The 12,540-nt window shown below is 66.2% G+C and carries 12 protein-coding genes and 2 pseudogenes; 8 read left to right on the forward strand and 6 right to left on the reverse strand.

The window, feature by feature from the left end; all coding sequences use genetic code 11:
* Positions 1-220: 220 nt before the first annotated feature.
* The 6 genes and pseudogenes from RO07_RS15390 to RO07_RS15415 all read left to right on the forward strand — a co-directional run.
* Positions 221-994: pseudogene (locus tag RO07_RS15390) on the forward strand (UDP-2,3-diacylglucosamine diphosphatase); the annotation flags it as partial.
* A gap of 175 nt (positions 995-1,169) precedes the next feature.
* The gene (locus RO07_RS15395) at positions 1,170-2,204 is read left to right on the forward strand and encodes a glycosyltransferase family 4 protein (RefSeq protein ID WP_039411993.1); all 1,035 of its coding nucleotides are present in this window, start codon (positions 1,170-1,172) and stop codon (positions 2,202-2,204) included.
* A gap of 77 nt (positions 2,205-2,281) precedes the next feature.
* Positions 2,282-2,677 (forward strand): annotated as a pseudogene (locus tag RO07_RS15400) (diacylglycerol kinase); the annotation flags it as partial.
* Positions 2,678-2,818: 141 nt separating this feature from the next.
* Positions 2,819-3,487 (forward strand): TetR/AcrR family transcriptional regulator, encoded by a 669-nt coding sequence (locus RO07_RS15405; protein ID WP_039411995.1) that lies wholly within the window; start codon positions 2,819-2,821, stop codon positions 3,485-3,487.
* A gap of 3 nt (positions 3,488-3,490) precedes the next feature.
* Positions 3,491-4,087, forward strand: coding sequence for an LOG family protein (locus tag RO07_RS15410; RefSeq protein WP_039411997.1), 597 nt, complete (start codon positions 3,491-3,493; stop codon positions 4,085-4,087).
* Between the two features lie 192 nt (positions 4,088-4,279).
* On the forward strand, positions 4,280-4,804 hold the full coding sequence (locus RO07_RS15415) for a DUF2062 domain-containing protein (RefSeq protein ID WP_160118115.1): 525 nt from the start codon (positions 4,280-4,282) through the stop codon (positions 4,802-4,804).
* An 18-nt stretch (positions 4,805-4,822) separates the two neighbouring features.
* Here the strand turns inward: RO07_RS15415 and RO07_RS15420 are convergent, their stop codons facing one another.
* Both RO07_RS15420 and RO07_RS15425 read right to left on the reverse strand, forming a co-directional pair.
* Complete coding sequence (locus RO07_RS15420) at positions 4,823-5,434, reverse strand: DUF924 family protein (protein WP_039412000.1); 612 nt, start codon at positions 5,432-5,434, stop codon at positions 4,823-4,825.
* 53 nt (positions 5,435-5,487) lie between these two features.
* On the reverse strand, positions 5,488-6,219 hold the full coding sequence (locus tag RO07_RS15425; RefSeq protein ID WP_039412003.1) for an alanyl-tRNA editing protein: 732 nt from the start codon (positions 6,217-6,219) through the stop codon (positions 5,488-5,490).
* 310 nt (positions 6,220-6,529) lie between these two features.
* Between RO07_RS15425 and RO07_RS15430 the strand changes: the two genes are divergently transcribed.
* On the forward strand, positions 6,530-6,973 hold the full coding sequence (locus tag RO07_RS15430; RefSeq protein WP_039412006.1) for a tetratricopeptide repeat protein: 444 nt from the start codon (positions 6,530-6,532) through the stop codon (positions 6,971-6,973).
* A 79-nt stretch (positions 6,974-7,052) separates the two neighbouring features.
* Positions 7,053-7,985 carry a hypothetical protein gene (locus tag RO07_RS15435; RefSeq protein ID WP_115089104.1) on the forward strand — a complete coding sequence of 311 codons (933 nt, stop codon included), beginning with the start codon at positions 7,053-7,055 and terminating at the stop codon, positions 7,983-7,985.
* Positions 7,986-8,155: 170 nt separating this feature from the next.
* On the opposite strand, the gene RO07_RS15440 is transcribed toward RO07_RS15435, so the two are convergent.
* From RO07_RS15440 to sugE, 4 genes are all read right to left on the reverse strand, one after another.
* Positions 8,156-8,593 (reverse strand): group II truncated hemoglobin, encoded by a 438-nt coding sequence (locus RO07_RS15440; protein ID WP_039415690.1) that lies wholly within the window; start codon positions 8,591-8,593, stop codon positions 8,156-8,158.
* Between the two features lie 141 nt (positions 8,594-8,734).
* A complete protein-coding gene (locus RO07_RS15445) occupies positions 8,735-11,281 on the reverse strand; it encodes an ABC transporter permease (protein WP_237171268.1) in 2,547 nt (848 codons plus the stop codon).
* Positions 11,268-11,864, reverse strand: coding sequence for a DUF4126 domain-containing protein (locus tag RO07_RS15450; RefSeq protein WP_039415692.1), 597 nt, complete (start codon positions 11,862-11,864; stop codon positions 11,268-11,270). Before RO07_RS15450 ends, RO07_RS15445 begins: the two co-directional genes overlap by 14 nt.
* A gap of 235 nt (positions 11,865-12,099) precedes the next feature.
* Positions 12,100-12,417, reverse strand: a complete 318-nt coding sequence (gene sugE / locus RO07_RS15455; protein ID WP_039412014.1) for a quaternary ammonium compound efflux SMR transporter SugE — start codon at positions 12,415-12,417, stop codon at positions 12,100-12,102.
* Positions 12,418-12,540 lie beyond the last annotated feature (123 nt).

Below are 12,540 nucleotides of genomic sequence, written 5' to 3' on the forward strand. Positions count from 1 at the left end.
GGAATGCTCGCATGTTCAACGCGACGTGCGAGCCGCTATGACGACGACACCGACCTTCGAGTTACCGATCCCCACGCCTGCCGCTCGCGCCGGACATTTCGCAGACGCCCCGCCGGGCCGCCCCGCCAGCCCGCCTGCCAGTCCCCCCGCCGCTCCGCCCTCCACGATCGACCTGCCGCCAGACACCCCCGATCCGCTCGAGCCACCTCCTGAAGGCATCACCCGCTACCGCACGATCTGGCTCTCCGACATCCATCTCGGCACGCAGGGCTGCCAGGCCGAGTATCTGCTCGATTTCCTGCGCCACCACGAATCGGACTACCTGTACCTCGTCGGCGACATCATCGACGGCTGGCACCTCCGTAAGGGCTGGCACTGGCCGCAGGCGCACAACGACGTCGTGCAGAAGATGCTGCGCCGTGCGCGCAAGGGCACGCAGGTGATCTACGTCCCTGGCAATCACGACGAGGCCGCGCGCCAGTTCTGCGGACTCGCGTTCGGCGACATCGCCGTGCGCGACGAAGCGTTCCACACCACGCTCGGCGGCAAGCGGCTGTGGATCACGCACGGCGATCTGTTCGACGGCGTCATCCAGCACGCCAAATGGCTCGCTTATCTGGGCGACTCGCTCTACACGCTCACGCTGCTGCTCAACCGCTGGTTCAACCGCGTGCGCACGCGCTTCGGCTTCCCCTACTGGTCGCTGTCGCAATACCTGAAGCATCAGGTGAAGAACGCCGTGAACTTCATCTCGGCCTTCGAGCATGTGATGGCCGACGAAGCGCGCCGCCGCGGCTGCGACGGCGTGGTCTGCGGCCACATCCACAAGCCCGAGATCCGCGACATCGACGGTCTGCTCTACTGCAACGACGGCGACTGGGTCGAGAGCCTCTCGGCGCTGGTCGAGACGACCGAAGGCGAATTGCGCATTGTCTACTGGACGCAAAAGCGCACGGCACGCGCCAACGTAAAAGCCGCCCCGGTCAGCGTGTAATCGGTCGGCTCCGCGTTGGCTCACCCCGTTTCAAACGCGTTGCTCACCAGATCCACCTGCCACTCCACGCGCACGCGAGGCCTGGAACCGCCGCACGTGCGCCTCACCCGGCACCGTTTCGCGAGCATTCGCACGCGTGCCACCCAACCGCGCCCAGTGCGCGAAGGAGCGCCCGATGAAAATCATGATCGTCACCGACGCCTGGGATCCGCAGATCAACGGTGTGGTCCGCACGTTGAAAAACACGCGCGCTCAGCTCGAAGCCGCCGGCCACCGCGTCGAGCTGCTCACGCCGCAGGAATTCCGCACGATGCCATGCCCGACCTATCCGGAAATCCGTCTCGCGTTCTTCGCTGGCGGCCGGGTGACGCGGCGCATCGAGGAGTTCGCGCCGGACGCCCTGCACATCGCCACCGAAGGCCCGCTCGGCATGGCCGCGCGCAAGTGGGCCATCCGCCATGACTTCCCGTTCACCACCGCTTACCACACGCGCTTCCCCGAGTACGTGCAGGCGCGCTTCGGCCTGCCGCTGGCCACCACCTATCGGTTCCTGCGCTGGTTCCACAAGCCGTCGCGCGCGGTGATGGCCCCCACGCCGGTGGTCAAGCGCGATCTCGAAGCGAACGGGTTCGACAATGTCGTGCTGTGGACGCGCGGCGTCGACCTCGACATCTTCCGTGTGCAGGACGCACATGTGCTAAATTCGGCACATCCGATTTTCCTCTACGTGGGGCGTGTCGCCGTGGAGAAGAACATCGAAGCCTTCCTCAAGCTCGATCTGCCGGGATCCAAGTGGGTCGCGGGCGAAGGGCCGCAACTGGCAGAACTCCGCTCGCGCTACCCCGACGTGAACTACCTCGGCATGCTCTCGCAACCCGAGCTGGCCAAGGTCTACGCGTCGGCCGATGTCTTTGTCTTTCCGAGCCGCACCGATACGTTCGGTCTCGTGCTGCTCGAAGCCATGGCGTGCGGCCTGCCGGTGGCGGCCTACCCGGTCACGGGTCCCATCGACGTGCTCGACGGCTGCCCCGAGGGCGAAGGCGGCGCCCTGCGCGAGGACCTGCGAGAGGCGTGTCTCGATGCGCTCAAGGTCTCGCGGGCGAGCGCCCGGGCCTGGGCCGAGCGCTTCTCCTGGCAGGCCGCGTCCGAGGAATTCGCCTCGCACCTGCACCCGCGCAAGCCCGAGCCGTCGCTCGCGCCTGCACTCTGATCCACCTCGAGAGCCCGTTGCGGCGAGGAACCTGAAGCTTGTTCATCGATCACCCGCCGCCGCGCGACAAACAACCGAATCCGTACAAGGGCAACCGGGGCGTCATGCGGGCATGGCGCGCCCTGAAATACTCCCTGTCCGGATTCAAGTTTGCCGTGTTCGAGGAGAGCGCCTTTCGTCAGGAACTGGCGCTCGCCGCCATTCTGCTGCCTGCCGCGATCTTCCTGCCGGTCACGGCCGTCGAGCGCGTGCTGCTCATCGGCTCCGTGCTGCTCGTGCTCATCATCGAGCTCGTCAATTCGAGCATCGAGGCAGCCATCGACCGCATTTCGCTGGAGCGGCACGAACTGTCCAAGCGCGCCAAGGATTTCGGCAGCGCCGCCGTGCTGGTCGCGCTCGGCCTTTGCCTGCTCACCTGGGCGTCGCTCGCCGGCCCCGTCATCGCCGATCTCGTGCGTACGGCGCTTTTCTGATATCGCCATCCCCCCGCCTTCCCATGCTTGGCAGCATACGGCTGCCGGGTATAATCGGTCGCCGTATACCTGATACTCGTCAACATAAACGCAAGCGGACAAGATCCGTCGCCGAGCTTGCGCCAACCGGGGCCGACAGACATGGAAGCAAAGCCGCCACGCCGAACCCGCGAACGAATTCTTGAGGTGTCGCTTCGACTCTTCAACGATCTCGGCGAACCCAACGTCACCACTACCACGATTGCCGAGGAAATGAAAATCAGTCCCGGCAATCTGTACTATCACTTCCGCAACAAAGACGACATCATCAACAGCATCTTTGCCCAGTTCGAGCAGGAAATCGAACTGCGGCTGCAGTTGCCGACGGATCACAAGCCCACGATCGATGAAGTCTGGACGTATTTGCAGTACATGTCCGAATTCCTGTGGCGCTATCGCTTTCTCTATCGCGACCTCAACGACCTGCTGGCACGCAACCGCACGCTCGAGACGCACTTCAAGGAGATCGTCGGCCACAAGAAACGCTTCGCGAAGCAGATGTGCGAGCTGCTCATCGCCGATCGGGAAATGGAAGCCACGGAGCAAGAAATCGACGTTGCCACGACCAACATGGTGGTGATGTCCACCTACTGGCTGTCGTATCAATTCGTGATGAACCCGCGCAAGTACAACGATCCGGAGGAGATCGGCGCGGGACTGCATCAGTCGAGCGCTCACATCCTCTCGCAACTGGCGCCGTATCTGCGGGGTCGTTCGCGCGAGCTGTACGAGAAGATGGTTCGGGAATCCTCATGCAAGGGAGTCAAGTAAGGCATGTCGTCGGAAGTCAAATCCATCTGTATCTACTGCGGCGCCGCCACCGGCGCACGTCCCGCGTACACCGAAGCGGCGCGCGATCTGGGCCGTCGCATGGCCGAAGCCGGCATCCGTCTGGTCTATGGCGGGGGGAAGGTCGGGCTGATGGGCGTCATCGCCGATGCGGTGCTCGCCCACGGCGGCCAGGCCGTCGGCATCATTCCGAAGGCGCTGATGGAGAAGGAAGTCGGCCACACCGGGCTGACGGAATTGCACGTCGTCGAGAACATGCACCAGCGCAAGCAGAAGATGGCGGATCTCTCGGACGCCTTCATCGCCATGCCCGGCGGCATCGGTACGTGCGAAGAGCTCTTCGAAGTCTTCACGTGGTTGCAGATCGGCTATCACGCGAAGCCGATCGGCCTGCTCAACGTCGAGCAGTACTACGATCCGCTGGTGGCGTTCCTCAAGTCGATGGTGACGGAACAGTTTCTCAAGGGCGCACAACTCGATCAGTTGCAGATCGCCGCGTCGCCCGAGGCATTGCTCGACACGATGCGCCACTTCAAGCCGTCGCAGATCGATCGCTGGGCCAGGCAGCGCACGCAGATCTAAGCGCGCCCCCCGGGCATCGAGCCCGCGTTCCGCTTCGTGATGCCGCGCGACAATTCGTCGCGCGGCATTGCTTTTTGAACTCTCGCGACAGCACTCACTCAGACATTCATGCGCTCGGAGATCCGCGCGCACGCCCGCCTGCCCGCCTGGGTCAATCCTTCCTCGACGAGCAACCTGTCCATGATATTAAAGATGTTTCGCCCGATGCGGCTCCTGCGCTCGCGCTGGCTCCGGCCTCACGCCGGGCTGTTGCTGCGCCGCAGCCTCTGGCATGCCACGCCGCGCGGCGTCGCGGTCGGACTGGCGTGCGGGGTGTTCTTCGGGATTCTGATTCCGTTCGGTCAGATTCTGGTCGCGATGCTCGCAGCCGCCTTACTGCGCGGCAACCTCTTCCTCGCGGCGACGGGGACATTGATCACCAACCCGCTCACCGCGCCGTTCGTCTATCTGGGGGCGCACCGCCTCGGTCGCTGGATGTTCGAATGGACGTCATGGTCGCCGGGTGCGGAAGTCGAAGCCGGCGTTGCCGCGGCGGCACGGGCGAGCGAGAGCTTCTGGGCGCAAGTGGCGCATTTCGACTTCGGTACGGCCACGCTGCACCTGATCACCGGCCTTACGACGTGCGCCGTCGCCGGCGGCATCCTCGCGTACGCGATCGGCTTTTTTGCCATTCGGTGGCATCAGCAGCGCCGCCAGGCCGCTCCCCCTCGCGCCTGAGCGGCGTCCGCGGGATCGTCAGAACGACGAGCCCGGCTCCTTCAGAAACGCCAGTTCCTCCGGCGTCGACACCCGTCCCAATGCCTCGTTGCGATGCGGATAGCGTCCGAATCGCTCGATGACGATCGCGTGCTTTCGCGCATAATCCAGGTTGTCAACGAGCCCCGCCTCCCTGGCCAACTGCTCATACAGGGCGAGCGAAGCGTGCTGGTTCTCCAAAGACTCGTCGTGCTCGAACGGCAGGTAGACGAACACGCGATGTTGCGCGCTCGGCAGGCGCCGATCGTCGCCCTCGGCCACCAGACGACGCGCCACGGCCAGCGCCTTCGCATCGCCCGCGAATGCCTTCGCCTGCCCCCGATAGAGGTTGCGCGAGAATTGATCAAGCACCACGATCAGCGCACAGGCGCCGAGCGGCGTCTGCGCCCAACCGTCCAAATCGCCCGCGAGCGCTTGCTCGTGCAGCGCGCCAAAGCGCGCCCGGATTTCGTTGTCGAACGCATCCGACTTGCGAAACCACTCAGGCCTCGCCAGCCCGAAGTCCGCCGCGTCGGGCGCGCCGAACCAGAAATCGAGAACGGCCTGCCAGGGTTGCGCTTCGCGCGAATGCTCGGTTGCCGGAGTTGCCATCGTGTATCGGATGCGTTGGAAAGCGTTGGAGAATGACACGCATGATGCCAGACTCAAGCGAATGCCAACACCACGCGGCGCGTTCGCGACGTCTTCTTTTCGATCTTCGCCACGCGCAGCGCCCCGATCTCCGAGGTATTGGCCACGTGCGTCCCTCCGCACGGTTGCAGGTCGATGCCCTCGATGCGCACCAGGCGCACGCGTCCGAGCCCGACCGGCGGCTTCACGCTCATCGTGCGCACCAGTTCCGGCCGCGCGGCCATCTCGTCGTCGCTGATGCTGTCGATCGCCACGGGACGCGCTGCCGCCACCAGCGCTGCTAGCCCGGCTTCGACGCTCTCGCGCTCGATCGGCTCGTTGGTCACGAAATCGAGTCGTGCGTATTCGGTGGTAATGCTGCATCCGTCCACCGGATGCGGCAGCACGGCGCACATCAGGTGCGATGCGGTGTGAAAGCGCATGTGACGAAAGCGTCGCTCCCAGTCGATCTCCGCACGCACGACGTCGCCGACCGATAGCCGCGCGAGCGCCTCGGCCTGTCCTTCGGCGGGGACGTGAACGGCGTCGTCGGGCGTGGCGCCCTCACGTTTCGATTTGCGGGTGTCCGCAATGGCGAGACGCGTGCCGTCGGCCAGCACGAACGCTCCGGCGTCGCCCGCCTGTCCACCGCCAAGCGGATAGAAGACGGTGCGATCGAGCATGATGCCTGTCTCGTCGATATGCGTGATGCGCGCCTCGCATTGGCGCAGGTAGGCGTCTTGCCGGAACAGCGCGTCGGTACTCATGGGGTCCTCCTTTGGGAACGGGACATGTTCGCGCGATTTGCGCGCCCTTGACAAGGGACAATCCCGCGCCCACACACCAGTACGGTCCACGGACGCGGCTCGACGCCCCGGGTTCCTCCGCAGCGCCCCAAAACGGCGTCTTTGCGTCGCACGCCCGCCATCCGAGCACGCGGCGCGCCCAAATTCTCCGCAGATTACGGCGACCACCGAAGTTTTGGCGCATCCCGAAAGTCATGGTCCGGCCATCGCTCTACGCTGAGCCCGGTCAGCAGTCTCCACGCAATCACCCACAACGCCAAGGAGTCCGAACATGCCGCCTCGTCTTCGCAATTCACATTCCGTTCCCGATGCCTCGCCGGCCACGCCACCACGCGCCAACGCCCCGGCCGACAGCTTTCCCGCCGAGTTCTCGCATGCCTGCGCACTGCGCGACGTCGACGACCTCGCCGGGGCGGCCGACGCGTTCGGTCGCCTGTGCATGCGCTATCCCGAGCGCGCCGAGACGTTCAAGGCGCTGGGCTACGTCCTGTACCAACGCGGCATGCATGATCGCGCACCGGCGCCGCTGCTCTTCGGCTTTCTGCTCGACGCGAACGACCCCACACCGCTCTACTTCGCCGCGCTCAGCGAACGCCATCGCGGCGAGCACGAAATCGCGCGCGAAATCGCGACCGACGCATTGCAGGTCGCCCAGGCTTCGCACGCGCACGCCCGGCTGGCGGAAGCCGCGCAGCGGCTCGTTGCCACCCTCTGACGACAGCCTGGCGCACGACTACGTCCTCACGCCATTCCACGCTCTCGCAATTCCGCAACCGTGCAACAGGAGGCCCACGATGAAACCCGGATTGAATGTCTTCTCCATTACCGACCCCCTTGCCCATACGCATCGCAACGCATCGACCGCCCAGGCCGACGTCGGCACGGCCGACCGGGCGATGCTCGATGAGGCCATGATGGCGCTGTCCACGCAGCCACCGCGCGCTCCTGACGCCTCGAACGCTTCGAACATCTCGGAGGCATCGACCGGTTCGTTCCCGATGCGAGCGTCGGACGGCCGCCTGCCGGTCCTCACGCATGCGAGGATTTCGGCGCTGCTTCAGCACTTCGTCATGGCAAGCTCGCGCACGTCGATTTTCGCGCTGGCGCGCATGAGCGAGGCGCTCGATGCCGGATCGAACAATAAGACGTTGACGCTCGAGCACCAGGCAGCGAGTGTGGGTACCGGCGTGCTTTGCGTGAATGCGGCGCTGGATTTCCTGGCGGCGACGGGCGCCTTTCTGAATCGATCGAAATCGGCGAAGGAAATCAAGGACGCGCAATGGATGCCGACCCTGGCCAGACTCTCGCCGACGTTGCGCCCTTTGGCGGATCACTTCAAGACGCTGCAGAACGGTGTCGCGAATGTCGCGCTCTTCGGGGCGGTCGGTTCGGCCGGGGCGCTCTGGGCCACCCGGGAGAGTTTGCGCGAGGAATCGCGCCTGCCTGGCCCGACGGCCACCCCGGCGCCCGGTACGGGCACCCCCTCGACCAGCAACGAACTGGAGGGTGTTCAGTTGGCGGCGGCCGCCGCTGGCACCGCCCTGCGGGCCATCATGCCGCCCCTCGTGTCGACGTGCATCAACCTGGACGAAGCCAAGCAGAAGCGCCACCAATACGATTTGCGGGAAGGCCCCGAGGGATCGAACGTCGCCGATAACGACGGACCGGTCGAGCTGAAGCAATTCACGACGACGGAGGTGCTGCCCGGTCGGGCAGACTGGGCATGACGCCACCACTCACGCGCGCATGCGGTACGAGCGGCTCACCGGCGAGCCTGCTGGACAACGTGCGTCTGCGTTCATCATTGCGACAGAACGCGCGCGAGCGGCGCACGAGAGTGGCCGTCCGAAAAACGCACAAATTGAGTGGATCGAGGTGGCTCGCAGGCCTTCGAACCTCAGCCTGCGCGATTGCGCATCCAGTCCGCGGTGCCGTGGAAGGCCTGCATGAGACGCTCCTGCAGCGGCTGTTCGACGCCGATATCCTGCATCGCCCATGCCATGCAGCGCAGCCACTGGTCGCGCTCGCTCGTGGCGATGGGAAACGGCAGATGGCGCGCCCGCAGCATCGGATGCCCGAATCGTTCGATGTAATGGTTGGGCCCGCCCAACCAGCCGCACAGGAACCAGAACAGCTTGTCTCGCGAGCCGCCGAGTTCTTCGGGATGCAGACTGCGAATACCCTCGAACTCGGATTCGAGCTCCATCAGGTCGTAGAAACGGTCGACGAGTTCGCGCACGCGATCTTCACCGCCGAGCAGCATGAAGGCGGTCGGTTGCGCCGCCGCGTCCTGGGCGTCGTCCTTGGGGGATGAGGATGTATTTTCGGTCGTCATGTCCGATATTGTGCCCGACGGCAGGCGTTCGCGCATGGACGCGCGGCAGGATGCCGCGCCACTTCCGCCGGCCCCATGCCGCCACGCTTGCGTCACCCGTCGGCCCCCGTAGCGCATCCGACGGCATACGGAAACGCCGCGTCAGACTTCCCGCAGGGTGCGCAGCGCCGACTGACGCAGCACCGCGCGCAGCCCGCTCCATCCGCCGATCAGCGCGCACAGCACACCGGCACCGACACCGAACACCGGCAGCCACGGATTGAAGTGCAACGCGAACTCGAAGACGTAGCGCGCGAGCGCCCAACCGAGCACGCCGGCCCCGAACGCCGCCAGCAACCCCGCAAGCGCGCCGACGGTCACCAGCTCCGCCAGATGCACATCGCGAAGCTGGCGCGACGACGCGCCAAGCGCGCGCAGAATCCCGCTCTCGCGCATCCGCTCGTCGCGCGTACCGGCCAGCGCCGCGTACAGCACGAGCACCCCGGCCGCGAGCGTGAAGAGGAAGAGCGCCTGCACGGCATCGATCACCTGCGAGAGGATCTGCTGAATCTGAGCGAGCAGCGCGCCCGTGTCGATCACCGTCACATTGGGGAACTGCCGCACCAACGCATCGGCCACGCCCTGCTGCGGCGGGTCGAGGTGGAACGACGTGATCCACGTCATCGGGAATTCGCGCAATGCCGCCGGCGGCATCACCACGAAGAAGTTCACCCGCATCGATCCCCAGTCCAGCTTGCGAAGGCTCGTGATGGGGGCGTCGATGCTCTGCCCGGTCACTTCGAAGCGCAGCGTGTCGCCAAGCTTCAGTCCGAGTGTCTTGGCGATGCCCTCCTCCATCGATATCTGCGGCGACGTCGCATCGCCATACCATTGCCCGGCGGTAATGCGGTTGCCTTCGGGCAACGCCGACGTGTACGAAAGGTTGAACTCGCGCTCGGCCAGACGGCGCGCCCGCTCTTCGGTGTAACTCTCACCGGTCACCGGCTTGCCATTGATGGCGGTCAGGCGTGCGCGGATCATGGGCGAGAGCTGGACGTCGGGCAGCCCGCTGGCACGCAGTTGCGACAGCACGGGGCCGTCCTGCCCCGGCTGGATATCGATGACGAAGCGGTTCGGCGCGTCCGGCGGACTCGACTGGCGCCAGCCGGCAACGAGATCGTTGCGCGTGACGGCAAGCAGCAGCAAGGCCATCAGCCCAAGCCCCAGCGCGACCACCTGCAAAGCGCTGCCCATTCCACGGCGCCGCAGTCCGGCCAGGGCATACCGCCAGCCGATGCCGCCCATCGCACCGCCAGCGCCCCGGCGTCGAGCCCAGGCGGCAAGCCCTCGAATGGCCAGCCACGCGAGCACGCCGAACACCAGCGCGCCGGCGACGAAGCCGCCCGCGACCATCGCCCCGAGACGCAAATCGCGCGCCGCGAACAGCAGCAGCGCGGCAAACGCCAGCGCGCTCGCCCCGTACGCGAACCAGCCCCGCCGGCGCGCGCCGCCCACGACGTCGCGACGCAGCACGTGCAACGGCGCGACTTCCGAGAGCGGCAGCAACGGCGGCAAGGCGAAACCGAGCAGCATCACGAGCGCGCTGGCGAACCCGAACACCGCCGGACGCCACGTCGGCGCGGGCAGTCCCGCCGGAATCACGTCGCCCAACTGCGCGAGCAGCACCCAGTGAGCCAGATAGCCGAGCGCCACGCCAAGCGCGCCGCCGATCAGGCCGAGTCCGATGAATTCGAGCGTCACCATGCCTCGCAGGGCGTGGCGCGACAGGCCCAGGCAGCGCATGACGGCGCAAGCGTCGAGGTGCCGCTCGCTATAGCGGCGCGACGCAATGCCGACCGCCACGGCCGCGAGCACGGCGGCCAGCAGCGCCACGAGCGAGAGGAAGCGCCCGGCGCGATCGAGCGTCTGGCGCACCTGCGGCTGACCGTCTTCCAGTGATTCGAGATGCACACCGCGCGCCTGCTCGGCCGCCGGACGCGCCCAGGCGGCGAACTTGCCGACCTGTGCGTCCGTGCCCGCCACCAGCAGGCGATAGGTGATGCGGCTGCCGAACTGCACGAGCCCCGTGGACGGCAGTTCGTCGAAGCGCATCATCACGCGCGGCGCGAGCGAACCGAAGCCGTAGCCGCGATCCATCTCTCGTGTGATGACGGCGGCGATGCGCAGCGTCCGGTTGCCCACACGAATGGCGTCGCCGGGTTTGACGTGCAAAGCCTCGAGCAGCGCGGCGTCCACCCACACCGTGCCGGGCTCGGGGATGGCGGCGGCGGGGGCGTCCGGCGTATCGGGTTTGGCGTCGGGCGCCGTACGGACCCGGCCACGCAGCGGATAGCCGTCGCTGACCGCCTTCAGGGACGACAGCCGGCTCGCGCTCGCCTGCCCGTTTGCGCCGGTGGCGCTTGCCATGCTGGGGAAATTGGCGACGACGGCGGTGGCCAGCCCGTCGGCCCGGGCCTGACGGGCGAATTCCGGTGACAAGGGAGCGTCGCTGCGAACGACGAGATCGGCGGCGAGCATCTGACGCGCATCGCGTTCGAGCCCGCCCTGCATCCGATCCGAGAGAAAACCCACACTGGAGAGCGCGCCCACCGCCAGCAACAGCGCCACGAGAAGCAGATGCAACTCGCCCGCGCGCCAATCGCGCAGGAACATCCGCCAGGCCTGGCGGGCAACCTCAGTGAACCCCATCGTTCCTCAATCCTTTGACCCGCGCCAGCAACGAGCGCCATCCGCGCCAGACGCGCGGCAGCCACCACCACGCCAGCACGACGAACACCAGCAACAACAAGAGAAAAACGACGGGAAGAAAGAACGCAAGCGCCAGTCCGCCCACCGTAGAGACATCTTCGCCGGCTGAGGCCGCCACATTGGAGAAAGGTTCCGGCGACGTGTTGATCAACGCACGACTGCCCGCCTTGGCCAGATGGGCCGTCCCTGCCAGCGCGCCGCCCGCCAGACCGGCGAGCACCGTGACCGTCGGGTCCATCTGCCCCAACGCCGCCGCACCGAGCACGATCCCGGCCGGGATGCGGATGAACGTGTGCACCGCGTCCCAGGCGCTGTCGACAAAGGGAATCTTGTCGGCGAAGAACTCGATGGCCGCCAGCACACCGGCAGCGGCGATGACCCAGGTCGACGCCAGCACCGCGAGCGACGGCGGCAGATGCAGCCAGCCGAGACGCGCCGCCATCCCCGCGCAGAACACCGTCAGGTACAACCGCAGGCCGCTGCCCCAGGACAGCCCCGCGCCGAGCGCAATCGATTCAAGCATGGTGACCTCGCTGCCGCCGACATGGCGGCGTCGCACGATCACGCGTGGTGAATTGCCCACGCGGTACCGGTTTCCCCGATCGAACGCGCCCAGCGGCGGGAACTGCCGCATGACATCGCCGCTGTGCCGGATTGACCGTTACCGCGTCATTATGCCGCGCGTTGCGGCAACGCACCACCAGTGACGTTTTTTGGGAAAACGCGCAAAGTCGCCGCAGGATGGCCCGGTTTGCCGGTCAGGCCGCGGTGAGTTTCAAGCCGACGAGACCCGCCAGGATCAGGGTCACGCTGGCAATACGCGCGGCGGACGCCGATTCGCCGAACAGCACGATGCCCAGCACGAAGGCGCCGACCGCGCCGATACCGGTCCAGATGGCGTACGCCGTGCCGAGTGGCAGCGAACGCACGGCTAGCGCGAGCAGCCAGACGCTGCCGACCATCGATACGATCGTGAAGACGGAGGGCACGAGACGGGAGAAGCCTTGCGTGTACTTCAGGCCGACGGCCCACGCCACTTCGAGCAAACCCGCGAATACGAGAAGAATCCAGGCCAAGATTGACTCCGATGAAAAGTCGATCGGGGTCGTCCCCGGAGAAGAAGTGATTGCCGCACGCCAGGTCGTCCCGGGCGCGGGTTCCATCGGATACCGAATGAAGTGCGAGACGCGTCAGATGTG

Origin of the sequence: Pandoraea pulmonicola (assembly GCF_000815105.2) — a bacterium.
Taxonomy (GTDB): domain Bacteria; phylum Pseudomonadota; class Gammaproteobacteria; order Burkholderiales; family Burkholderiaceae; genus Pandoraea; species Pandoraea pulmonicola.